General features: G+C 56.3%; 23 protein-coding genes. 9 read left to right on the forward strand and 14 right to left on the reverse strand.

Annotated features, from left to right (window positions below; genetic code table 11):
• Positions 1 to 208 precede the first annotated feature (208 nt).
• The 5 genes from ACOYXH_RS05310 to ACOYXH_RS05330 all read right to left on the reverse strand — a co-directional run bounded on the left by ACOYXH_RS05310 (position 209) and on the right by ACOYXH_RS05330 (position 8,784).
• Positions 209 to 2,053 carry a hypothetical protein gene (locus ACOYXH_RS05310; RefSeq protein WP_141231888.1) on the reverse strand — a complete coding sequence of 615 codons (1,845 nt, stop codon included), beginning with the start codon at positions 2,051 to 2,053 and terminating at the stop codon, positions 209 to 211.
• 145 nt (positions 2,054 to 2,198) lie between these two features.
• Positions 2,199 to 5,744, reverse strand: a complete 3,546-nt coding sequence (locus ACOYXH_RS05315) for a calcium-binding protein (RefSeq protein WP_460410315.1) — start codon at positions 5,742 to 5,744, stop codon at positions 2,199 to 2,201.
• A gap of 234 nt (positions 5,745 to 5,978) precedes the next feature.
• A complete protein-coding gene (locus ACOYXH_RS05320) occupies positions 5,979 to 6,608 on the reverse strand; it encodes a LysE family translocator (protein ID WP_038366975.1) in 630 nt (209 codons plus the stop codon).
• Positions 6,609 to 6,698: 90 nt separating this feature from the next.
• Complete coding sequence (locus ACOYXH_RS05325; RefSeq protein WP_007914003.1) at positions 6,699 to 8,048, reverse strand: NCS2 family permease; 1,350 nt, start codon at positions 8,046 to 8,048, stop codon at positions 6,699 to 6,701.
• A gap of 289 nt (positions 8,049 to 8,337) precedes the next feature.
• Positions 8,338 to 8,784: a MarR family winged helix-turn-helix transcriptional regulator gene (locus ACOYXH_RS05330; RefSeq protein WP_093441687.1), complete on the reverse strand. Its 447-nt coding sequence runs from the start codon at positions 8,782 to 8,784 to the stop codon at positions 8,338 to 8,340.
• A gap of 82 nt (positions 8,785 to 8,866) precedes the next feature.
• On the opposite strand from ACOYXH_RS05330, the gene ACOYXH_RS05335 reads away from it, so the two are divergent.
• The gene (locus ACOYXH_RS05335) at positions 8,867 to 10,033 is read left to right on the forward strand and encodes an aminotransferase-like domain-containing protein (RefSeq protein WP_095050920.1); all 1,167 of its coding nucleotides are present in this window, start codon (positions 8,867 to 8,869) and stop codon (positions 10,031 to 10,033) included.
• Between the two features lie 160 nt (positions 10,034 to 10,193).
• On the opposite strand, the gene ACOYXH_RS05340 is transcribed toward ACOYXH_RS05335, so the two are convergent.
• From ACOYXH_RS05340 to ACOYXH_RS05375, 8 genes are all read right to left on the reverse strand, one after another.
• Positions 10,194 to 10,565, reverse strand: a complete 372-nt coding sequence (locus tag ACOYXH_RS05340) for a glutathione S-transferase N-terminal domain-containing protein (RefSeq protein WP_093441696.1) — start codon at positions 10,563 to 10,565, stop codon at positions 10,194 to 10,196.
• A gap of 104 nt (positions 10,566 to 10,669) precedes the next feature.
• Entirely contained in the window at positions 10,670 to 11,215 is a 546-nt protein-coding gene (folE, locus tag ACOYXH_RS05345) for a GTP cyclohydrolase I FolE (RefSeq protein ID WP_019826593.1), read from the reverse strand.
• 22 nt (positions 11,216 to 11,237) lie between these two features.
• Positions 11,238 to 12,446 (reverse strand): tyrosine-type recombinase/integrase, encoded by a 1,209-nt coding sequence (locus tag ACOYXH_RS05350; protein ID WP_460410316.1) that lies wholly within the window; start codon positions 12,444 to 12,446, stop codon positions 11,238 to 11,240.
• Between the two features lie 259 nt (positions 12,447 to 12,705).
• On the reverse strand, positions 12,706 to 13,302 hold the full coding sequence (locus ACOYXH_RS05355; RefSeq protein WP_460410318.1) for a hypothetical protein: 597 nt from the start codon (positions 13,300 to 13,302) through the stop codon (positions 12,706 to 12,708).
• Positions 13,299 to 13,730, reverse strand: a complete 432-nt coding sequence (locus ACOYXH_RS05360) for a hypothetical protein (protein WP_460410319.1) — start codon at positions 13,728 to 13,730, stop codon at positions 13,299 to 13,301. The genes ACOYXH_RS05355 and ACOYXH_RS05360 overlap by 4 nt, the downstream gene beginning before the upstream one ends.
• A 58-nt stretch (positions 13,731 to 13,788) precedes the next feature.
• Positions 13,789 to 14,106 carry a pyocin activator PrtN family protein gene (locus ACOYXH_RS05365; RefSeq protein WP_083366740.1) on the reverse strand — a complete coding sequence of 106 codons (318 nt, stop codon included), beginning with the start codon at positions 14,104 to 14,106 and terminating at the stop codon, positions 13,789 to 13,791.
• Positions 14,107 to 14,264: 158 nt separating this feature from the next.
• Positions 14,265 to 14,549: a phage antirepressor KilAC domain-containing protein gene (locus ACOYXH_RS05370; protein WP_460410320.1), complete on the reverse strand. Its 285-nt coding sequence runs from the start codon at positions 14,547 to 14,549 to the stop codon at positions 14,265 to 14,267.
• A gap of 10 nt (positions 14,550 to 14,559) precedes the next feature.
• The gene (locus ACOYXH_RS05375) at positions 14,560 to 15,150 is read right to left on the reverse strand and encodes a hypothetical protein (protein ID WP_460410321.1); all 591 of its coding nucleotides are present in this window, start codon (positions 15,148 to 15,150) and stop codon (positions 14,560 to 14,562) included.
• Between the two features lie 350 nt (positions 15,151 to 15,500).
• On the opposite strand from ACOYXH_RS05375, the gene ACOYXH_RS05380 reads away from it, so the two are divergent.
• Positions 15,501 to 16,628: a putative phage abortive infection protein gene (locus ACOYXH_RS05380; protein ID WP_460410322.1), complete on the forward strand. Its 1,128-nt coding sequence runs from the start codon at positions 15,501 to 15,503 to the stop codon at positions 16,626 to 16,628.
• On the opposite strand, the gene ACOYXH_RS05385 is transcribed toward ACOYXH_RS05380, so the two are convergent.
• The gene (locus ACOYXH_RS05385) at positions 16,611 to 17,342 is read right to left on the reverse strand and encodes a LexA family protein (protein WP_460410323.1); all 732 of its coding nucleotides are present in this window, start codon (positions 17,340 to 17,342) and stop codon (positions 16,611 to 16,613) included. The two genes, ACOYXH_RS05380 and ACOYXH_RS05385, sit on opposite strands and share 18 nt — an antisense overlap.
• 79 nt (positions 17,343 to 17,421) lie before the next feature.
• Between ACOYXH_RS05385 and ACOYXH_RS05390 the strand changes: the two genes are divergently transcribed.
• The 7 genes from ACOYXH_RS05390 (at position 17,422) to ACOYXH_RS05420 (ending at position 22,928) form a co-directional block, all read left to right on the forward strand.
• Positions 17,422 to 17,682: a hypothetical protein gene (locus ACOYXH_RS05390; protein ID WP_460410324.1), complete on the forward strand. Its 261-nt coding sequence runs from the start codon at positions 17,422 to 17,424 to the stop codon at positions 17,680 to 17,682.
• 331 nt (positions 17,683 to 18,013) lie between these two features.
• On the forward strand, positions 18,014 to 18,532 hold the full coding sequence (locus ACOYXH_RS05395; protein WP_083366735.1) for a phage regulatory CII family protein: 519 nt from the start codon (positions 18,014 to 18,016) through the stop codon (positions 18,530 to 18,532).
• The gene (locus ACOYXH_RS05400) at positions 18,525 to 18,752 is read left to right on the forward strand and encodes a TraR/DksA family transcriptional regulator (RefSeq protein ID WP_460410325.1); all 228 of its coding nucleotides are present in this window, start codon (positions 18,525 to 18,527) and stop codon (positions 18,750 to 18,752) included. The genes ACOYXH_RS05395 and ACOYXH_RS05400 overlap by 8 nt, the downstream gene beginning before the upstream one ends.
• Complete coding sequence (locus ACOYXH_RS05405) at positions 18,742 to 20,958, forward strand: VapE domain-containing protein (protein WP_460410326.1); 2,217 nt, start codon at positions 18,742 to 18,744, stop codon at positions 20,956 to 20,958. Before ACOYXH_RS05400 ends, ACOYXH_RS05405 begins: the two co-directional genes overlap by 11 nt.
• A complete protein-coding gene (locus ACOYXH_RS05410; protein ID WP_460410327.1) occupies positions 20,951 to 21,310 on the forward strand; it encodes a PA0613 family protein in 360 nt (119 codons plus the stop codon). The genes ACOYXH_RS05405 and ACOYXH_RS05410 overlap by 8 nt, the downstream gene beginning before the upstream one ends.
• A gap of 527 nt (positions 21,311 to 21,837) precedes the next feature.
• On the forward strand, positions 21,838 to 22,182 hold the full coding sequence (locus tag ACOYXH_RS05415; RefSeq protein ID WP_102902285.1) for a phage holin family protein: 345 nt from the start codon (positions 21,838 to 21,840) through the stop codon (positions 22,180 to 22,182).
• A gap of 155 nt (positions 22,183 to 22,337) precedes the next feature.
• A complete protein-coding gene (locus tag ACOYXH_RS05420; RefSeq protein WP_460410328.1) occupies positions 22,338 to 22,928 on the forward strand; it encodes a terminase small subunit in 591 nt (196 codons plus the stop codon).
• Positions 22,929 to 22,931 lie beyond the last annotated feature (3 nt).

Raw genomic sequence — 22,931 nt, forward strand, 5'->3', positions numbered from 1 at the left:
GATATTCGGGAAGCGGATTCGATGTGCAATTGCGCGGCATCGTGTTTGCCCGACCCATTGGCTTCAAAGGCGTGATGTTCGGCAAAAACTCGCCACGGCGTGCGGTATATATGTATGGCGATGAGGGCAAGTGCTGCAGGGTGTTTCGAGGCGTTCGAAAGTCATGCCGACTCGCGCCGGCAGGGCCGGTGCGAGTCGTAGCGGGATCTCAGCGCTCCCTGAGCACGAACACCGAATCCGGAGTCGACTCAACCTTCAATACGCCCCCGATGAGCCAGACCACTTTGTTTTCCATGGTCGCGGTGGCCAGGGCGTGAAACGCCTCGTTGCCTATCCTGGCCGGCAGGCTGGGTTCTGCCAGTTCATTGCCCGGGGTGTGGGACAGGCCGACATGATCCACCACACCCAGTTTCATAAAATAAATCCGCTCACTGGTTCCGCGCCTGAATACCAGCGTTGGCATGCGGTGTTCGTATGTCAGGGGAAATATGTCATAGCCGCTGCGAACCAACAGGGCGCCAAGCAGGCGTCTGAGGTTCAGGTCGGTCGGGTAGGTTTTGTAGTGGTTCCACTCGACGGGAAAATGCTTGGGATCGAAGCTGAGTCGTTGCAGTTCGCCGTCGACCTGGGAGGGCATACGGATGAGTTTTTTACCGCGGAAATCGGTGGAAGGTGCCACTGCTAGCATGTTCAGCGGGTCGGCATACGCAGGTGCGGTGGGAAATGGCCGTTGTTTCCACTGATGCAGGACTGCCTGAATGTTGACCAGCCCGGTGCCGGTAATCATCGGTGTGTTGTCCGCGAGTTCGAACAGCCTTCTGGCGACGGCCCGTGCCGTGTCATCAGAGAAATCAGGGAATGTCTTGGCTACCGACTGCGAGATCGGTTCATCGAAGAAACGTTTTCCAGGGTGTATTTCTCCCGGATCGTTACCGATGCGAAATGTTGCAACAGGCTGCATCGAGGGCGCCGTGCGGAGCATTTGTTCAAACGCATCGAAGTGTGTTGGCACAAAGTCAGGATGTTGCACAAAGTAGACTTTGGGGTGAGGGGTGGAACCCTTCGGCACCACCGGATAATGAAACCAGCCGAGCTGCACCGACTCCACCTGCGCTGGTTTGTTCAGATGGCCCCAGGGTAGCCAGAAAAACGGTGTTTGCTCGGCTGGAGCGCTGGCATCGAAGGTTATTGGTGCTAGTGGTTGTTCGGGGACGTTGACCCGCGCGCGTTTGCTTGGGCCGGGTTGCGGTTCGTCTGCTTCGGCCATTGGCCGCGACCTGCCTGCAGCGGGATGGTCGGGGGTTGGCAAGTGCGGATGCTTGCGGCGCCAGAGCACCGTTCCGGGAATCTGTTGAAAAAATACATCGGGCAAGTCTCTGCTTGTTGCCGAGGTCAGTTGATATTCACCTTGCAGGTTTTTCCGAACCATGACTGTGCCGTCTGCGGTATCGACGAAGGTATGTTTGAGTTTGTTGTATCGAAGTCCCCCCGTTGAGAGTTCTGCTCTGGTCAGCGTTTTTGCGTCATCGGGCGCAAGGTAGGTGAGGGACGGTGGCGTGGCAGGGGTGTCGGGTCGAGACTGTGTTGATTGCCAGCCAGGGCGCTGGATGTGCCAGCTGGCCTGGCCTTCAATCCTGGTCAGTACCGGGCCGGGAACACCGGGTGCAAAGGTCAGCGGAACGTAATAGTTGCCTTGCAGATCCCGTTCGACGACAAACCGGCCTTCGTTGCCGATTTGCGCGTAGGTTCGTTGATCCGGGCCGGTGAACAGACCCGTGTTTTCTCCGCTTGGTATCAGCTCGTGCAATCGATCCTGTGGCCAGGCGATTGCACTGCGGGCGGCACGGTAGGTATCGGGCATATCACTGACGATGACGACGGGCGGGCGAGTGGTGGCGATACCGGGAGGTCCCGTGGTCGAGTCGACGCCAGGCAGTGCTGATTCAGGCAGGTTTGCAGTGACGCGAGTACCCGAGCCTGACTGTGCAGGTCTGGTTGTAACAGTGGTATCTGCTGCCACTGTCACAGGAACTTTTTTGGGTGGTTTGGCCATGTGAAGTTACTCGTTGAGTGATGATGCGCGGGCACGTGCCTCTGCGCATTTTTCAGGCGCACTCGTCCGCATCCCTGTGGACACGTTCGGTTACTGCACTTCGGAGTGCGCACGTGGTTATCGGTTTTTGACGGGGGTGCGCGCGTCAAGCAGAGGGAGCAGTCATCAACGGCGGCTGTGCAAAGAGGGGGAGTTCTTGATGGCTGCACCGATTGACCACTTGCAGTGCTGAGTATTCAACGCGAGATTTGTCTCTGCGCAGGATCCAGCCGTGTGCGGGAAAGTTGTAACTCAGCGCCTCGGGACGGTTGTCGGCGAGCACGATGTTTCTCACTTTGATCTCTTGATTGGCCATTGCTGCAAAAGCCTCGGGCAAGTCTTTTGCCGAGCCGGGGTCTTCAAAGAAGCGGGCATCCAGACCATCCAGGTAAACCCTGTCGAAAGAGAGATCGACGGTATGGACAACCCCTTTCTCGGTAATGACTCGGACCTGATCGATCAGGTCTTCGCTTTCGTACTCCGGCAAATGAATAATGCAGGTGCCGATGTGCAGCTGGTTATTTTCCAGCCTGATCTCGACCTTGCCGAGTTTCGTCGCGTCGAGGTCCCAGGTGGAAGAGTAAGGCAGTCTGGCAGGGGCGTTTGCGAGTGCTCCCGGGGTAGACAATCTGATCGCTATATCGGCAACCAGGTGAATCAGGTAGGTGGAACCAGTACCTTCAAGATTCTGGATCGAGGTTTGCTCGGGATAGGAAAAAAGCGAACCGCATCCCGCCCTGTCGAATTTGAAGGGTTTGGTTTCAGGTAACTCAAAAGGAGTCTGATCTGTGCGCCGTGGCAGTGGTAGTGAGAGCTGCGTCGTCCAAGTATCAAAATCATTCGGATTATGGCTTTCAAGGGGGCAAACATCGGTTTCCGGTGTCAGTTGCAAATTGACCGTGACGCCACCTTTAAAAATGAGCACGACCCGGTAGTTGGGACGTGCGGCCATGGTTCGCAAGATCCTGATCATGTTTCTGGGGGCAAGTCCACCTTCCGCATAGGCGAACAAGCCAAATTTCAGTGTGTTGTGGCCGAAGTGATAAATCAGGTCGCATCCCGCAAAAAGTTCTCCATTTGACTTCTTCTCTCCCGAGGTGAAGTGCGCTTCAACCTGTGTCAGTTCGCTGATGTCGTAATCAAGATGCAGACGAACCACCGCTTCGGCACGTTTCACCAACCGGATTGTTGTGTTTTTCCTGGACCTTGGCAGGTAGTAACTCGCATCACGCTGATGATCGATCAGGCACTCGGGAGCGTGGAGGATAAGGGGGCTTTCGGGTGTTCCTTTTTTTACAACGACTACTTCGATTTCGAGGTTGTGGCCATTTTCGATGCTGTCGGGCAGGTCGGGGGCGTCAGGCAGTTTTAACGAGTAGCCGTCGCCGGTCATGAACGTGAATTTATTATTCTGCAATACGAAGTTGTTCGCGTCTTTCTTATACAGGCCTTGAATGATCACGACACTTTTCGGGTCGTCCGCAAATGCGAACCGGGAACTGATGATCAGCGCGCCATTCTCGATTGCCCAGCTTTCGATCAGTTCGTATTTCCAGTTGAGCAAAACAATACTTTCTTCTGTGCCGTCTTCGATGATGGCAATACGGCCTGGTTTGTGGTCAATGATGTATTCGTCAATGCCAGCCTCACCCGAGGCTGTTGCTCCGGGATACGTCAGATGGATTTGATCATTTCCGGGCCCCGCATTGATGGTGTCCTGGCCGCGCGAATTAATGATGTTGCGTTTATCCGAACCGGTCACAACACTGATGGCCCCGCTGACCGTTTCAACATTCTCGATACTTTCCAGAAGGCTGTGGAGAGTATATTTTTCACCCTCTTCTACAGACGGATCGGTTGCGATTACCTGCAGGGTTTGGGCCAGCAGATCGACGTCATAGCCTTTTCTATCGGTGCGGCGTGTGTAATTGCTTCCAGCCAGAACAAGCGTGTCGTTGCCTGCGCCGCCTTTCAGTGTTGAATACTCAGAAATCTGGGCATCCTGTACAAGCAGATCCCCTGCACCCTCGAACACGAAGCGGTCGTCTTTCTCACCCCCGGTCAGCTGTTTTTTTCCCGATCGGTAGTGAAAGCTGTTGGGTTTGTTTTCAACGCCCTTGATTGAGTCCTGGCCCTCGCTGATGAACCAGAGAATGCCCTTGTTTTCGCCAACCGTACCCAACTCTGCACCTGGCGTATCCTTGGAAACCCCGTTGCGGGCGTCAATGATGTCATCGCCTCCCTTGATCTCGGGAACCTGGATCGTTTCCCAACGGTCCTGTTTGGTCCACCAGTTACGCTTGCGCACTCGGGAGGGTTTGAGGTGGACTTCAAACTTGCCATTAACGATGGCTTCGGTTGTGTCCTTTAGTTGCCCATCCAACAGTTTTCTGGCTGTTTCTTTCAATTGTTTCGCGTGTTGGAGCCTGGTTTTTGCCAGCAGATAGCGGTTTTGCACGGCCTGGTCAGGGTCCATCATGCAGAACGAAAACCAGCCTGTGCGCCAGCGCTCGTCCAGCGTCAGTTCGATGTAGTCATCAATGTCGTCGACCACGCGTACCGCGCCATAAATTTGCGATCCGATGGCCAGGATTGCTCCAGCTGCAAGCCCGACCGGGCCTGCAAATGAAAAGCCTGCCAACGCTGCCGCACCGAGGATGACCGTCATGGCGGCGCTGGTAATACTCAATCCAGCGCTCACGTAATGGTCCATGGCTTCTTTTCCGACGGCATTTTCAGCGGCATTGATCGATCTGACAGCGGTGAAGATATCGAACGGCAATGTCAGTGCGCCGCCGATCAAACCGCCGGAGCGACCCAGCCTCAGGGCAAACCGGGTTTTGGCAAAATCCATAAGGGCGCCTTGCCCGGCCGAGAGCATATTCGACGCAATTTTGCTGACGGCGATGTCAACAACAATGGAACCCACTTCCGTACCAATACCCAAGCTGTTGATGGCGACTTCGGTGGTGTTGTTTGCTTTGATAGCATCCACCACACCGCGTAAACCCATGAATATGCCGAAAGCTTGGATGCCGACACTCGAACCGAGCGCGGCGTAACTTTTCGCCAGGGACACCCAGCGAGGATTATGTTTGGGCAGGTTTGCGTGATACAGATCCAGTTTCTGTGCGGAATCCAGTAGTTTTACCAATTTGCTACGGTAGTTACCTTCGTCTGTAGAAACTTGCGAACTTTCTCTTATCAGGTGAGGGGCCGTCAGTGGGCGTTCGCTGGCCATTTCGAAAAGCAGTGTCGTCAACAAATAACTGTCCTTGCCTGTTGACGATTTCATATGGTGTTCAATGTCGACAGCACTGAACTGCAACGCGTTGATGAAAGATCGCTTGGGTACCCGGAAAAAGGTGCTTTTGCCACTCAGTGGTTGGCCGTCAAACGTGGCGCCCAAGGCATAAAGTGACACTCGTGTTATTGAAATATTGCCGATTTGCAGCGGGCCGAATACGGAGTCGACTATTTTCAATTGATCGAATTTGCTTTTTACTTTGATGCTGGTTGTTTCATCAGTTTCGGGTTTGAAATCAATGGTCGAAACATGATGTTCATTGCGCTCGAAACGCATGTCGGCGATGACGACGGCGTCGGTGATCTCTGCAGTTTCCAATGACGCTTTACGTATCAGGGTGGCCATGTGAACTTCCTTGTTCTGGCGGGTTTTTATTTATTTGAGTCGTGATAGTACGGTCGCCTTTTGAACGATGTACATCAACGGGTTGTTGCTGTGTATTGCGCTTGAGGGATGCAGTTGTTGCGGCGGGGAGATGTCGCGAGCAACACGAGCGGTCGCTGCGAATGCCATCCCTGACTTGAGTTTTTCAAGTCAGGGATGGCTACAGATAAATAAAAAGTTTGTGATCCAAATGTCTCAGTGACTGCTGAGCAACGATGCCGCGCCGGCGCCTCCGAACAAGCCGGCACTGATCCGGTTGAACCAGCTCTGTCCTTTGCCACTGCGCAAGTAACGCGCTGCGCCGTGGGCTCCGAGTCCGTAGGCCAGTTTGCACAGCAGATCCAGCAGAGTCCAGGTGGCGATCATCACCAGCAACTGCGGCAGGAAGGGCTGTTCGGCGCTGAGGAATTGCGGCAGGAAAGCGGCGAAGAACAGGATGTCTTTCGGGTTGCTGGCGCCCAGTACAAAGGCGCGCCCGAACAACGCGCGAAACCGTGGAACGGCGGCAGCTTGTGGCACGACGGCGCCGACCGATGGCTGGCGCGATTGCTGCCAGCTCTGCCAGGCCAGATAGAACAGATAGAGTCCGCCGACGATTTTCAGGGCACTGAACAGTTGCTCCGATGCCAGCAACAAGGCACCCAGCCCCAACGCCGAAGCACTGAGCAGGCAGATAGAGGCGAATACGCCACCGAGAAATGCCGGATAAGAACGGCGCAACCCATAATTCAGACTGTTGCTGATCATCAACAACGACAGTGGCCCTGGAATCAGAATCACCACCAATGCAGCGCCGCTGAACAGCAGCCAGGTTTCCAGACTCATCACTTTCCTCCTTTTTTTGTTGTACTCAAGAATGTGCAAAAGCCCCACCCGATTGGGTGAGGCTGTGTTGAAGCTTGAACCGCGTGACGCTTACAAGAAGATGAACTTGGCGATGAAAATCGCGCAGAGCACCCACAGGCTCACGGAAATTTCCTTGTACTTGCCGGTACCAGCCTTCAACGCCACGTAGGTGATGAAGCCCAGCGCGATGCCGTCGGCGACCGAAAAGGTCAGTGGCATCATGATCGCGGTGACGATGGCCGGGATCGCGTCAGTGGCTTCGTCCCATTCGATGTGGGCCATGCCGCCCATCATCAGCATCGCCACATAGATCAGTGCACCGGCGGTGGCGTAAGCGGGAATCATGCCGGCCAGCGGTGCGAAGAACATCGCCGCTATAAATAGCACACCTACGGTGACTGCGGTAAGACCAGTCCGACCACCAGCGGCTACGCCAGCGGCACTTTCTACGTAACTGGTGACTGGCGGAACACCGACCACGGCACCGAACACGCTGGATGCACTGTCGGCTTTCATCGCGCGGGAGAGGTTTTCGATACGGCCGTCAGCATTCACCAGATTGGCGCGCTGGGCGACGCCCATCAGCGTGCCGGCGGTGTCGAACATGTGCACAAAGAGGAAGGCGAGCACCACGCTGATCATGCTGACGTTAAACACGCCGGCGACGTTCATGGCCATGAAGGTCGGAGCCAGGCTTGGCGGGGTCGACATGATCCCTTCGTAGTGCACGATGCCCAGGCCCCAACCGGCCAGGGTCACGGTGATGATGCTGATGAGGATTGCGCCGAAGACTCGGTGGTAGCTGAGGATCGCGATCATCAGAAAGCAGATGGCCGCGAGCAGTGGGCCAGGTTCGCGCAGGGAGCCGAGTTTGATCAGTGTGGCCGGGCTATCGACGACGATACCCGCGGTTTTCAAGCCGATCAGGCCAAGGAACAGACCGACACCGGCACCCATCGCAAAGCGCAGGCTGACTGGAATGCTGTTCAGCAGCCACTCGCGAATTCGCGAGAAAGTCAGGATCATGAACAGCACACCGGAGACGAACACCGCACCCAGTGCAGTTTCCCAGTTGTAGCCCATGGTGCCGACCACGGTGTAAGTGAAGAATGCGTTGAGGCCCATGCCCGGCGCCAGACCCACTGGCCAGTTGGCGTACAGGCCCATCAACAGGCAGCCCAGCGCGGCGGCGATACAGGTGGCGACGAAGGCTGCACCGTGATCGATCCCGGCATCGGCCATGATGTTCGGGTTGACGAAGATGATGTAAGCCATGGTGATGAAGGTTGTCAGACCGGCAATCAGCTCGGTCTTCACCGTGGTGCCGTGCAAGCTGAGTTTAAACAGACGTTCCAGCAAGCCACTGCGTAATGGCGGCGAGAGGTCCAGCGTCGATGCTTCGGATTTGCGGCTTTCCACAGCGAGTACTCCTCAAGAGTTTTATTGTTATTTCCAGGGCCGGACCCATGAGGGGTGGCAGCGGCCCTTTGAGGCATACGCGAATTTGTTGACCATGCGGTCAGGAACTCGCACGCTGTGGATTATGCTTTTGTGTACAAATAAAGCAAATATTGTTTTTGGTTTTGTTTACGAAAGTTCCGTCGATAGCGATATATCGCCTGCACTGGCCCCTTCGCGAGCAGGCTCGCTCCCACGTTTGAAATGCGTGCCCCTGTGTGCGAGCTTGCCCGCGAAGAGGCAGTCCCATTCAGTCGAGAGCCGTCTGACTTTTCCCCAGCGCCATATTCACCGCCAGCCAGCCATTCACCGCCGCCTCGCCAGCCTCGGCAAACACTCGCTCCAGCAATTTCACCTGCTCACGCCGCAGCGCCTGTTCAAACTTCGCGCCTTCGGCCGTCAACTCCAGCAGACGCTTTCGCTTGTCGGCCTCGGACGCCACGCTGTCGACCAGATGCATTTCCTGTAACTGTCGCAACGGCATGTTCAAGGCCTGCTTGCTCACGCCAAGCAATCCCAGCAATTCCTTCACGCTCAAATTCGGGTATCGAGCGATGAAAAACACAATTCGCTGATGTACCCGCGACAGCCCACGGCGCTCGAGCATTTCATCAGCCTTGGCAGTGAAGGCCTGATAGCCGAAGAAAAACGCTTCCATCGCCTGTTGTTGGCTCGCGGGGTTTTTAAGGTCAAGCATATTGACGTACTCGCTCAAGCTGTCGTAATTTCAGTCAACCAGTTTGACTCATTATTCCCATGCCTCGCTACCGGTGACTTCCATGGCCTTTTCCGAACGTGTCGCGCGCCTTAAAAGCTCTTTGATCCGTGAAATCCTTGCCGCCGCCCAGCGCCCGGAGGTCATGTCGTTCGCTGGCGGCTTGCCGGCCGAAGCGATGCTGCCGAAGGTCGAGTGGGCTGACATGCCGCTGTCACTCGGCCAATACGGCATGAGCGAAGGCGAACCGGCATTGCGCGAAGCCTTGGCAGCGGAGGCGAGGGCGCTGGGCCTGGAGTGCACCGCAAGTCAGGTACTGGTGGTCAGCGGCTCGCAGCAAACCCTCGATCTGGCGGCCAAGCTGTACATCGACAAGGGCACGGAAATTCTGCTTGAAGCGCCGACCTATCTCGCCGCATTGCAGATTTTCCAGCTATTCGGCGCCGATTGCCTGACCGTGCCGCAAGAAGCCGACGGCCCGAATCTGGCGCAATTGCGCAGTCGTCTCGAACAGCACCGGCCAGCGTTCATTTACCTGATCCCGACGTTCCAGAATCCGTCCGCCGTGCGTTACAGCGAAGCCAAGCGTGCAGCCGTAGCGGCATTGCTCGACGAATTCGGCGTCACCCTGATCGAGGACGAACCCTACCGCGAGCTGACTTTCGATGGCGGCAGCGCCAAGCCGATTGCCGGGCGTCTGCAGAAGGCGAGCTGGATCTACACCGGCACCGTGTCGAAAACCTTGTTGCCCGGTTTACGCGTCGGTTACTTGATCGCCAGCCCGGACCTGTTCCCGCATCTGCTCAAACTCAAGCAATCGGCAGATCTGCATACCAACCGCATCGGTCAGTGGCAGGCCCTGCAATGGATTGGCAGCGACAAGTATCTGCAGCATCTGAGTGAGTTGCGCGGCTTCTATCGGCAACGGCGCGATGCCTTCCAAACGGCGCTGGAAACGCACTTTTCTGATCTCGCCGACTGGAACATGCCGCAGGGCGGGCTGTTTTTCTGGCTGACGTTGAAGCAGCCGCTGGATACGCGAACGTTGCTCAATGAGGCGTTGGCCAATGACGTGGCGTTTATGCCGGGGGAGCCGTTCTTTCCGGATCCGGATAACCATCATGGGCATTTGCGCTTGAATTTCAGCCACATTGATCCGGCGCGACTGGATGAAGGGCTCAAGCGATTGGCGGCGGTGGTGCGCCAGGCGCTGCTAGAGAAAGCGGCCTAAAAACAATAAACCGGCTCGAGGGCCGGTTTATTTTTGTCTGGGATTTGCGGTGGCTGAGAGGGTCCCTTCGCGAGCAGGCTCGCTCCCACAGTGGAAATGCATTCCAAAGGGTGGGAGCGAGCCTGCTCGCGAAGGCGTCAATCAACCCACAACATAATCATCAGACAGCGGCAAACCGCTTATCCAGATAATCAATAATCACCTTGGACTCATACATCCAGGTTGTCTGGCCATTCTCTTCAATGCGCAGGCAAGGCACCTTGATCCGGCCACCCTGATCCAGCAGCGTCTGACGATCCTGCTCGTTGTTCTTCGCATCCTTCAGCGCCACCGGTACATTCAGGCGACGCAGTGTGCGGCGGGTTTTCACGCAGAACGGGCAGGCATGGAACTGATACAGGGTCAGGCCTTGCGCGGCGGCGTTGACCTGGGCCTGAGTTTCGGCAGGACGCTGTTTCTTGCCCGGGCGGGTGATGAAGTCGATGAAGATAACCAGTTGGCCGAGGCCGACACGAAGCGCTTTGACGAACACGTTTAAAGCCTCACGGTGCAAATTGAGAAAGGCGCGCAGCTTACCCGATTTTTCACGGACGAAAAAAAACCGGCGATGAATGCCGGTTTTCTTCGCGCAACGAATTACTTGATGAGGCTGAGGAATTCGCTGCGGGTCGCTGCGTTTTCGCGGAACTCACCGAGCATCACCGAAGTGATCATCGACGAATTCTGCTTCTCGACACCGCGCATCATCATGCACATGTGCTTGGCCTCAATCACCACGGCTACGCCCAGCGCGCCGGTGACTTGCATCACTGCATCGGCGATCTGACGGCTGAGGTTTTCCTGGATCTGCAGGCGACGGGCGTACATGTCGACGATCCGCGCGACCTTAGACAGGCCCAGCACTTTGCCGCTCGGGATGTACGCAACATGCGCCTTGCCGATGAACGGCAGCAGGTGGTGTTCGCACAACGAGTACAACTCGATGTCCTTGACCAGCACCATTTCGCTGTTGTCGGAGCTGAACAGGGCACCGTTGGTGACCTCTTCAAGCGTCTGTTCATAACCGCGGCAGAGGTACTGCATGGCTTTGGCGGCACGTTTTGGCGTGTCGAGCAGGCCCTCGCGGGACACGTCCTCGCCCAATTGGCCGAGAATCGCGGTGTAGTTCTGTTCCAGTGTCACAGGGGCTGATTCCATAAGGGTTTCAGAGGGGTACTGTTTCTGTCTGTACCAATTTTGTACCAATCAAGCTGTTTTCGAGCTTACCGAGTTCACCCCAGTCAGTGCTGGAGTTGATCCATCGGGCGTAAGTCGATAGCAACATCTGAACGCTATGACCGAGCTGAGTGGCAATAAACGCAGGGTTCATACCCGCCATGAGGCACATGGTAGCGTATGTGTGTCGGCAGTTGTATTGCCGGCGGGCGCGAATCCCCAATTCGGTTAGGGCAGCCTGGAAGTGTTTGTCGGTCACACTCGATTGTTGAATGAACTCGAAGTTCTTGGTTGGAGGGAACACGTAGGGCGAATCGGCGCGTTTGCGGCGGCTCTGCAAGGCGCGTTGTTGTGCTTCCAGCTCGGCTTGCTCAAGAGCGTGCAGCGCTCGGCTATTTAGCATGAACTGGCGAACGTTCCGAGTTTTGGTGCGCTCCTCGATCTTGTAGTCCGCGACGATCCGACACACGTTGACCAGTCGCTTTTCCTTGTCGACCTCTTCCCAGCGCAGCGCTGCGATCTCGCTGGGGCGCATGCCGGTGTAGAAGGCGAACTCGAAGTAGGCCGCGTAGATCCGCATCGAGTGGGTCAGCGTCTTATATAGGTGATCGATGATCTGATTGGCCTCGCCGACTGTGAACGGATCGATAGGTTTTTTGGCCTTCACCGGCAGTTCGATGGACTCCACTGGGTTACGGGTGATAAGGCCATCTTTTACTGCGGTACCGAACACTGTGGTCAGGCGCTGGATCGCCGCGCGCTTTACGCCCGGTGTCGGCCATTCTGTGTTGGCCACGACCTTGCGCAGCATCACCGACGTGATGCTGTCGATGGGCAGCATTGCCAGATACGGCATCCAATACAGATTGAGCGAACCGAGGTAGTTCTTGCGTGTGCCGGACACGATCTCGCGACTGTTGAGCCACTCCTGGGCGTACTCCCCGAAACGGGGAGTCGCCGAGTAGTTGGCGTAGGTGGAGTTTGGGAACAGTTCAGCGTATCGCTGATCATCCAGCACGCCATGCTTGATCAGGCTGGTTACGTTAGCGCGTAGGTCGGCGGCAGCCTTAATCCCCTTCGGCGTTTGGGGATAGGGGAGGGTTTCGCAACGGCGTTGCCCGTTCCAGGTGAAGCGAATGCGGACAGACTGTCCAGCAAATTCAACTCCGGTGGGCAATCCCATTGGCTTTCGAGCCATGCCTCGTATCTCCTGATGCTGTAGTAAATGCGGCTATCGATGGTGTTCCACACCCCTTTGGGGATGACGCCTCTGGCGCGTTTTCCTTGTAGCGCCCGGCGGCTAGTCCCGATCAGCTCGGCCATCTTGAATTCTGGAATCTTGTCCAGGTGATAGGTGAGTACCGATGACTCAGCAGACTCCTCAATGTGGGCATAGATTTCACCATGCTGCGCGGACGGGTGTTTCTGAGTGTGGAAGTGTTGGAATGTACGCTCGATCATGGGTGGACTCCTTCAGCTTGCTGCCCAAGGAGTGCCGCGTGTTTCCAGGCTCTGCGCTTCCATGCTGCGAAGCCTGCCCGGTACGCGTAATGCTCACGGGCGAACGAGTCGGATGTCTTCGCACCTGGTGCGGTGATGTACGTGCCTCGCTGGGCGCAGTACTGCAGGCCTTCGGGGACTGGGAACTCTTTCTCGAACTCAGCGCGCTCATCGATCTGCATCACGTCGACGGCTTTTTGTGATGGGTTGTCAGGGTGCGTATACCCCACAGCAGGCTGCGCGGGCGGGCGATTCTGAGCGATTAGCGTTGCATTGGGTGTGGCTGCCTCGCGCAGCTTTTTGTGGGGTATAAGCGCCTCGGTGGTGCTGCTGGAAGGGGCAATAATGCCTGCTGCTTCGCAGCAGAGACTGTTTGTTTCTAGCGTGGTGACGCTGGCTGCTTCGCAGAGCAAAGCGGTCGTGGATTGGCTGGTGTGCTGGTCCTTATGCATGCCGCTTTCCTCTGAGGTTCGAGTGCGCGTTGGTTCATCTGCCGCCAATGGGGCGTGAGCCGGGTTGTGGTGGATGCTGGATTGAATGCTGATCTGGCTCATGCAGCGCTCTCCTGATCAGCTGGCTCCAGCAGGGCTGCGATGGCGAGCGCCTGGTCGCGAAGGGCGAGGCTTTCACGTTCGAGTTTTTTGCCGGTGCGGAAGGCGGCGAACGTCTCGGCCGCAATCCGTAGTTTTTCAGCAATCTCTAACAGGGTAATTCGTGCAGGTTCTCCGAGTTGCGAGGCCTCTAAGGCGCGTTTGTAAAAGTCGTAGAGTTGCTCGTGTTGGCCGTGAGCCTGCTTTAAGGAGAGCGTCAGGTTGCGGATCTCTTCCGATTTGTCGGCGCTCTGAACTGCTATGCCTTCGCTGAAGCCTTCTGAATAGCCTTCGGTGTGACCATTGCTGACGCCGCATCGGTAGGCGATCCAGTACACGGCGCCCGTCATGAGGACGATTGCTAACAGTGCGTAGATCTGAATCTCGGTCATGTGGTGTGCTCCTGGTGATGTCATCGGCCGGTGGTGGCAGCCGCTCGGTTTGTGGTTGTTACTCGTTGGTGTCGTCCTGCTGTCGCTGCATGTCTTCGTCGGCCTTATAGGCGCGGATGTCGATCAGGGAAGCGACATGTCGGATGTGCGCGTACTTCGGTGCCTTGCGGCTGGTGTCCAGCGTGGTGATGGGGAGCTGGATGCGACCACTGCTGATCTCGGCCACGAACGACTGCTCGTTGAGGTTGCGGAAGTACTGCTCGCGCACTTTGTCGAGCGGGATCAGGACGTCGCCGAAGATGCGGTAAAGCAATTCGACGGTGGCTGATTCCGGCGCCGGGTGCAGGCGTAGCGGGTTTTGTGCTGTGTTACTCATGGCTTTGTTGGGCCTCCTTGCGTTGTTTTCTGGCCGGGTGGTTCCAGGCGTTCAGGCAATGCGTTCTGGTCAGCTCGCGCAGATGTTCGGGCACTTCGAGGAGCGCGGCGTTGCGCTCCTCTCGTGTCCGCATGGCGATGATCTGGCGGGCGTATTCCCTAGGCCACGTCACGGTTGTCTGCCGGGATGGCAGGCAGATCGATGCCCAGTTGTTCGGCTAGCCAGCGGATGCCAGGTTGTTTGATTCGGGTTGACTGGCTGTACTGCATGCCGAGCTGGTCGTGGTACCACTGGCCGTTCTTGATCCGCAGATAGTCGCGGTCACGGTTGGGGTAGGCCGGCAGATTTCGCTCGTCGAGCAGGCCTTTTTTCCGCATGCGTGCGATGAGCTTCGGGCGAGTCAGGCCGAGGTGGGTTGCGGCTTGGGCGAGGGTGCGTTCCATGGTGTGCCCCTCATGCCGCGTGCGCAGCTGGAGTTGCCGCTGCAGCAAGGTGGTTGATGGACTCGCTGACCTTGCCGTAGATCTCGACATCGCTGCCGTACACGGTGAAGCAACGGGTGTGCGGGGTTTTGTTACCGATGCTCAGGATGGTGGTGACACCTGATCGAGAGTGAGTGCGGTGAAGCGCGACTATTAGCGGGTAATCGAAACCCATGTCGAGGTTCAGCACGCCGCCGGTGCGCACCAGCTCAAACACTCGTTGCTTGTCCGAGACTTCAAAGCGGCCATATTCCCGGCTGGCGTGTGGTCGGTGTACCAGGTCGCTGATATTGCTCGCATCGAAAGGGCCGTTGGCGATCTCTTCGATGAAGTCGGCCAGCTTGAGATGCATCCTCTTTTCGTTCGGCAGGGTCAGCGTGTGGCGTTCGCTGCCCAGCTCCACGACGAAGGTGCTTTCCGAGATGCCACGTTCAACCTTGAGGCGAAACGCCAGACACTCGCGCCTAGGCGCAGTCCGCAGGACGTGGTTGAAGGTCTCGGTCAGGTTGACCTGGGCATTGAGCAGCTGCAGGGTGCGGTTGTCGATTTTGTATTTGATCATGCTGCATGCCCTCCGCCGTTCGGATTGACTGGGGCAGGCGTGGTGCGCACTGTCAGCTTCGGTTTGCTGATGGCGAACGCGCAGCCGTACTCGCGGGCTAGGCGCCGGATCTCAAAGATTTGGAAGGGGTTGGCAGCGGCTGGGTGGACGTGCAGGGTAGCTGTGGTGTGCATGGTTTTGCCTCGCTCTGTGGTGGAAGAGTGAAGCAAATATCAACCATCGGTTGTGTTATGTCAACTATCGGTTGATTTTCGTTGCCGGGTGCTTACGAAAGTAGACGATGTAGTGGCTATTGGATAGCATTTAGAGAGTTACTAAATTTATCTTCAATTAAATTCTGGATGAAATCTGTGCAAAAAAAGGATTTAAGGCGCAATCGCCAAGTCACTAGCAATCTTGCAACCATCTATGAACGAGTTAGGTCGGTAACGCATACGGTTGCGCATTGGATTGGGTTTGGACCCTTCTTAATGTTTATGAGCGTGACGTTGATTGTTAGCGTGGGACTATATATTGTTTTCAAATTGACATTCGGAATTGATTTGCCATTTGTTGGTTTAAAATTTATAGAGCAGTCGGACAAATTAGGGCAGTTTGGAGATTTTTTCGGGGGGGTACTCAATCCTTTACTAAGCTTTATGGCACTTCTTGGTGTCTTGTATACAATCCGCACTCAGGGGAAGGAGTTAAAGGAAGCAAGGGAAGAGACACGAATCGCTAATCGAATTCAAGATAAGCAAACGGGAGTGTTTGAGCGGCAGAATTTCGAATCCGTATTCTTTAGGCTAGTTGACGTTCATTCAAAAATAGCTGAGAGGATTAGGAATAAAATAGACCCTTGGGGCGCAAACGGGTTTGATGTTGCCGTTAGCGAAGTACTACAAAAATACAAGCACGCTTGTGAGGATTTAGCAGAAGCCAAAAGGTTAGCGCCTAAGCCTCAATATGCTGCAGTGAACCCTGAAGTAACGACTGAGCGGCAGCTATTGCAACAAGCTTTCGACGAGGGTCTTCATGGTGAGGCACGCGTCATGCTTTCGCAGTATTACAGGAATATATATCAAATCCTCAAGCTTGTTGACGGATTTAAGGTGTTAGCCGGGGAAGAACATAAAGGTAGGCGTCCATCTCGTCTGATTAGACTAGATTATTTTCATAAAAGGCAGTATTCAAATATTCTGCGGGCGCAATTGTCGGATGATGAGCTTAAATTGCTGTTCTTCAATTGCATTACACCATATGGAGAGGGCCTAAAGAGCTACGTTGAACAGTATTCCTTGATGAAGCACCTGCAAAAATCTAAATTTTTAAATGGGCGGCAAGATGTATTCGATCTTTACGAGGATGAAGCATATGCGGATTTTGAAGATATTTCGACCTCTACAATAATGTTCTATGCAAGCTTGCGTGCTCGTAATCAGCTACGTGCTACATATAACTCAAAGGCATCGTCACGAGATTCACTCAGGGATGAATGAACCAACCACTTTTCCGCATATGTGTGTTTCTTCGGTTATTTCTATTATTGGGTATTGAGGGTTTATCGGGCGTAGATATTTTCGGCCGGCATCTTCTGCTAGAACCTTAAAAGTGGCCTCATTTGTTCTCGGTAGTCTAGCTATGACACGATCTCCGGTCTTTGTCTCAGCCTCAGGATCTACAAAAATAATGCATCCTGTTGGATAGCTACGACCAGGTCCTTGATTAGTCATCGAGTCTCCAAGAACCTTCAATGCATAACCATGGATACTGATCTGTACGGGACAAGATAGCCAAGAATCAGCGTCGTACGACTCAAAATTAGTAATTGCTTCGCACCATGCACCTGCCTGTACCCAGGAAATAAGAGGTACCTTGCCAAAGCGATGATTGATCTCCGTGACGTTACTTTCATCACTTTTCCCCTCTTGGACAACATTACCCACGCTGGGTTGTATTTTGGGTAGAACTCCATATTCAAGCCATTCCCGGCGTATCTTCAGCCATGAGCACAGAGCAGTCATGCTATCTGCTTCGGCTATCGCTTCACCGTTTAGCCACTTGCTTATAGCTTGGGTCGTCTTACGGATCCCCAGGCTTTTCAACTGACGATGGATATCCACACCACGACCCCGGCGGCGTACGCCGGCATCGTCAAGTGCTTCGTGTAAGCGCTCGCTGAATGCTGCGCGGAGAGTATTTTTATCAACCATGAGTTGAGAGTCTCATAATGGTTGCGCAATAGTCAGCTGATCTATAACATCAACCGTAAGTTGATAAATGGAGGTTGTCATGTTGGACCCCGCAGATTTTCCCAGCGCGATTGCATTCGCGTTTGAAGCCGTTGGCGGCATCGGGGCCGCCGCGAAGATTTGCAATAGAAGCTATCAAGCTTTGAACAAATGGCGTCAGGCCGCATGCCTGCCGCGAACGGATTACACAGGTGAAACCCAATACGCGGAGCTGCTGGCGACAGCTGCGAAGCAGAAAGGCAACGCCTTCCAAGCTGCTTGGTTGTTGAACGCTTCGGCCCCTCATAAAGCTGCAGCCTAGCAAGAAAAAAGGCGACCCAAAGGTCGCCCAGTTCCTCCCGGCACGCACCACCACAGCGCTGTCGGGACGCGATAGAGATAGGCGGGCACACCACATGCAGCCACCTTCCTTTATCGCGCTTTTCCAAGGCTCGGAAGCCTTGGTGTTGCTGCCTTCTCCACCACAGATTGGGCAGCTGTTGCGCCAGGGGTGAGCAAAGGATTGCTCGCCCCGGCACGGTGCCGGTGTCGATCCCGAAGATCTATCCGGCGTTTGGGCCCTTTCAAGCCACGCGGCAAATGTATCACCACTGCATGTCGCGCGGCACTGGCAACTTACAAGGATTAATGCCATGAGCCGTATCGCTCTGAGTTCTGTTGAGCGGGCGCAGCGGGAAGTTTTGCCGCTCGATCTCGCGCTTTATCATGCCGCACGGGACTACCCCGGCGGCGCCGCAGCCATTGCCGCCACCACCGGCCGAAATGCGACCACGCTGCAGCACAAGCTGTCCCCAACCCACCCCAGCCACACGGTGAACATTCAAGAGTTCGGCGAGATTCTGGAGCTGACCAAGGATCGCCGCATTCTGGATGCGGTTCATGCGTTGGTCGGTGACACGACTTGGCAGGAGCTGGCTGAGGCATACACCAACGACATGCCCGAGACGTTGACCACCGGTATTGCCGAGTACTTCCGACAGGTCGCGGATCTGGCTGATACGTGGGCCAAAAGCATTGGTGATGGGGTTGTTTCCGATGAGGAACTGGCCGCGATTCGCCTGCAGGTGTTTCGTGGGATTCAGGGGCTGTTGGGATTGTTCAACCGCGCCACGTATGTCAACCAGACGACGCGGGGTGTTGATCGTGGCTGACATTGCTGACTTCGCAAATGACCTGGTGCAAGAGCGTATCGATCAGGCGCTCGCTGCACGCAACGCCGCTAAACCTGCATTGGCGGCGCATTCGTTTCTATTCTGTGAAAACTGCGACAGCCCAATCCCCGAGGGACGGCGTTTAGCTGTTCCTGGCTGCACGCAATGCGTGACCTGCCAGGAGGTCGAGGAGATCATGGAGGCCATCCATGCTCGATGAAGTGTTGGGGCAATTCGCGGACTACGGCCTTGAGCCTGCGCAGCCGCTGGTGTTTGGCAAGCTGACCCGGTGTAAGACTTCGCAGGACAAGGGCAAGGAAAAGAATGGCTGGTATGTCGTCCATGAACAGCACACGGAGAAAGGCGAGACGCTGATCTTCGGTGCGTTCGGTGACTGGCGTTCGGGCGAGTCTCAGAAGATCAAGGTCAAGGCCGGGCGGATGTCGCCGGAAGAGCGTGAGGTTATGCGCGCTCGACAGGAAGAGGCCAAACGCCGGGCTGCTGAGATCTCGGCCAACGCTGCACGTCGTGCGGCGAAACGCGCTGCTGGCATTTTCAAACGTATGCCGGAGAAGGGCCGTAGCGACTATCTGGATCGTAAGCAGATTGTGGGGTTCGGGGTTCGATATGCGCCTCGTACAGGCGCGTTTCTGGTGCCGATGAGCAATGTTCGCGATGAGATCGTCGGCCTGCAGGTGGTGTTCCCGGCCATTCAAGAAGACACCGGACGGGATAAATCCTATTGGCCCTATGGTATGTCGAAGGAGGGCGCGTTTCACCTGATCGGGCCGCATCCAGATCCGGGCGAGCCGGTGCTGGTGTGTGAGGGATACGCTACCGGCGCAAGCCTGCACATGGCCACGTCACTGACTGTGGCCATTGCGTTTGATGCCGGCAACCTGTTGGTGGTTTGCAAGGCTATGCGCGAGCGGTTTGCCGGCTGTCCGCTGATCATCTGCCGCGACGATGACTGGAAGACAACGAAGCCTAATGGGGATGCCTGGAACCCCGGCGAAGAGAAGGCCAATAACGCGGCGCTGATCGTTGGTGGCCAGGTGGTTGCACCGATCTTTTCCGGTGAGCGGGGAGCCAAGTGGACCGACTTCAACGACCTGCATGTCGCGGAAGGTTTGGAAGCTGTGCGCCGTCAGGTGTTGGCGGTGGTCAAGCCGCCGGCCGCTGGTGGCTGGAAGGACATGCTGGCCCGCAGTGAAAGCGGCGCGTTGATCGCGCACATGCAAAATGTCGAGTTGATCCTGGCCAATGATGAGCGTTGGGCCGGGGTCATTAGTTACAGCGCCTTCAGTTCGAAGATCGTCAAGCTGCGTGCGGCGCCTTATGGCGGCGGCACGGGCGATTGGGCGGACATTGATGATGTGCGGGTGATGAAGTGGCTCGCGCAGCAGTACAACTTGCGGGTCAAGGCTTCGCATGTGATCGAGGCGGTGAGTGTGGTTGCGCATGACCATGCTTTTCATCCGGTGCGCCAGTACCTGCGCAAGCTGCAGTGGGATCAGGTGCCCCGGCTTGAAAGTTGGCTTACCGATGTCATGGGCGTTAAGGCCACCGATTACACGAGCAAGGTCGGCAAGCGCTGGATGTTGTCGGCCGTGGCTCGGGTGATGAAGCCCGGCTGCAAGGCTGACTCAGTGATGATTCTGGAAGGTGCGCAGGGCGCCGGTAAGTCGACGGCGATGAGTATCCTCGGCGGCGAGTGGTTCATGGACACGCCGTTTGCGCTGGGTGACAAGGACGGCTTTCAGGCGATCCGGGGCAAGTGGATCGTCGAGCTGGGCGAGCTGGACAGCTTCAACAAGGCTGAGAGTACGAAGGCCAAGCAGTTCTTTTCGGCATCCACCGACACTTACCGCGAGAGCTACGGCCGCAGAACAATGGATGTGCCACGCCAGTGTGTTTTCGTGGGCACAACCAACCAGGACGAGTACCTGAAGGATGCTACCGGCAACCGGCGCTACTGGCCGGTCGCCTGTACCAAGGTGGATCTGGAGTTGTTGCGCTCGATGCGCGATCAGCTGTGGGCCGAGGCGGTGTTCTGCTATGACGCGGGCGACCTTTGGTGGGTGACGCTGGATGAGGCAGCAATGTTCGGCGAAGAGCAGGACGAACGTTTCGTTGTGGATGAATGGGAAGGGCCGATTCTGACCTGGCTGGAAGAGTCGCAGATCGGTGAGACGACCACCGGGAGCGAGGTGCTGGCCAATGCGCTCAAGTTGGACTTTGGGCATTGGGGCAAACCTGAGCAGATGCGCGTCGGCGCGATCATGCATCGGTTGGGTTGGCGGCGGGTGCGGTTGCCTGCATTGGTGAAGAGTGGACAGCGGCCTTGGGCTTACAAGAAGCCGGCAGGGTGGGGCGGTGCCTCGGCGTTACAGCGTGAAGCGTTCGAGGAGCCTTGTTTTGATTAAGGAGATCGATTCGCTGCTTCGGTTATGGGCGCAGGAACTGCACTCCGAACATTCGAAAGGAGGGCTGGCTGGGGGGAACATGGTTGCGATGATGATGGAGAGCAACGGGCAACTGATCAGGGGGCGGCGCGCCTTTCGTGCGCCGCTGGAGAGTTCGTTGGACATTGAGCTGATCGTGACCAAGCACCTCGCGCCGGAGCTGGTGACGGTGGTGCGTGAGCATTACTGCACGCTCGATGTGGATATGCGCTTGCGGTATGCCCACTGCGGTTGTGGCCGCGACACGTACTACCAGCGTTTGCATGATGCGCATCTGCAGATCTATTGGGTGCTGATGGGGCTAGCTGCGTGACCCCAGGCAGCGCTCCGGTTGTGGTTGTCCCACTGGCCCGTCTTGTCTCGCTGTGTTTTGATGCAGTGGGACAGGTGCGGGCCTTGTCGTTGCTGGGTTGTCCCACCGTCCCGCTTAGTAGTGCCTCCCGTCCGTGTGAGCGTAGCGGGCGAGCACTACGCGCTCACGCGCGAACGCGTGTTCTTTAAAATTCTCCCTTTACACGAGAAAATAGAAAAATAAGTAGGACAGCGGGGCGAAGCCCCGAATTCAGGCGCTCTCAGGCGTCCCACTTCGATTCTGAAAAGTGGGACGTATGGGACACCGCCGCAACAACAGAATGCCGGGGAGGTGTATTCGCCGACATTCGCTAGGCGTTCACCCTGCGTTACCCACTTATTCACCGGGTGGCATTAAAACAGGGTTGCTGCCACCGGAATCGACCTGTAAAAAGTAGTCATCTTCGATAGGTGCGACCGCAGAGAGCGGCAGGCACCACACCACCAAACCCGGCCATTGCGCCGGGTTTTTGCGTTTAGGGGTTGGCGATGACAAACGAGCAACAAGCGCTGGCAGAGATGCCGATCTGGTTAGTGGTCGTGTTGGCCTTGGTCGGTGGCGTGTCGGGGGAGATGTGGCGAGCAGATAAAGATGGGGCGCGGGGCTGGGCGTTGTTGCGCAGGCTCGCGCTTCGGTCTGGGGCCTGCATTGTCTGCGGGGTGTCGGCGATGATGTTGATGATCGCCGCCGGGATGTCGCTTTGGACGGCGGGCGCGCTGGGTTGCCTGACGGCGATGGCGGGCGCAGATGTTGCCATCGGGCTTTACGAACGCTGGGCTGCCAAGCGGTTGGGCGTCTGCGAAGTCCCGCCATCCGGGGGCGAGCAGGGGTGATGCACCGATCTGGTGCGCCGAAAACCGCCGGGGACCCTAGGGGGATCTGAGGGGCACGGGGTCGGAAACCCGCGGGACTGTGTTAGCGGACGGTTCACCAACTTAGTGAACTGAGGTGAACAGGTGAACTCGCGGGGTGAACTGGAGAATTAAGCATGACAATCATCAGCAAAACGGAGTTTGCGGCCCGGCGCGGTTGGGCCAAATCCTATGTTTCAAAATTGGCCAGTCAGGATCGGCTGGTGCTTACCGAGAACGGCAAAATCGACCTTGAGGCCACCGAGGCGCTGCTCGATAAAACCAGCGATCCCAGCAAGGTCGCCGTAGCCGTGCGACACCAGCAGGACCGGATTCAGCGCGACGTTTACAGCCAACTGTCTCCTCTGACCGAGCCGACTTCCATGGCTGCGCCGCCGCACCTGATGCCAGTCGACGGCAAACACCCTGACTACCAGAAGTCCCGCGCCCTGCGTGAGCACAACATGGCCAAGCTGGCGGAGATCGAACTGGGCAAAGCTCAAGGTTCGCTGGTCTCCAAAGAAGCGGTAGAAACCGGCGCCTACAACGCAGGCCGCTTGCTGCGCGATCAACTGTTCGGCCCGTTGCCGCAACTGTCCCACGACCTTGCAGCCATGACCGATCCCTGGTTGATCGAAAAGCACCTGACCGCCACCTTCCGTCGAACGCTGGAGGAAGCCGAGCGCCTCTCTTCAGCAGACCTTGAACACGCCATGACAACGGACTGAACC

Source organism: Pseudomonas sp. Mb7, from assembly GCF_054790525.1.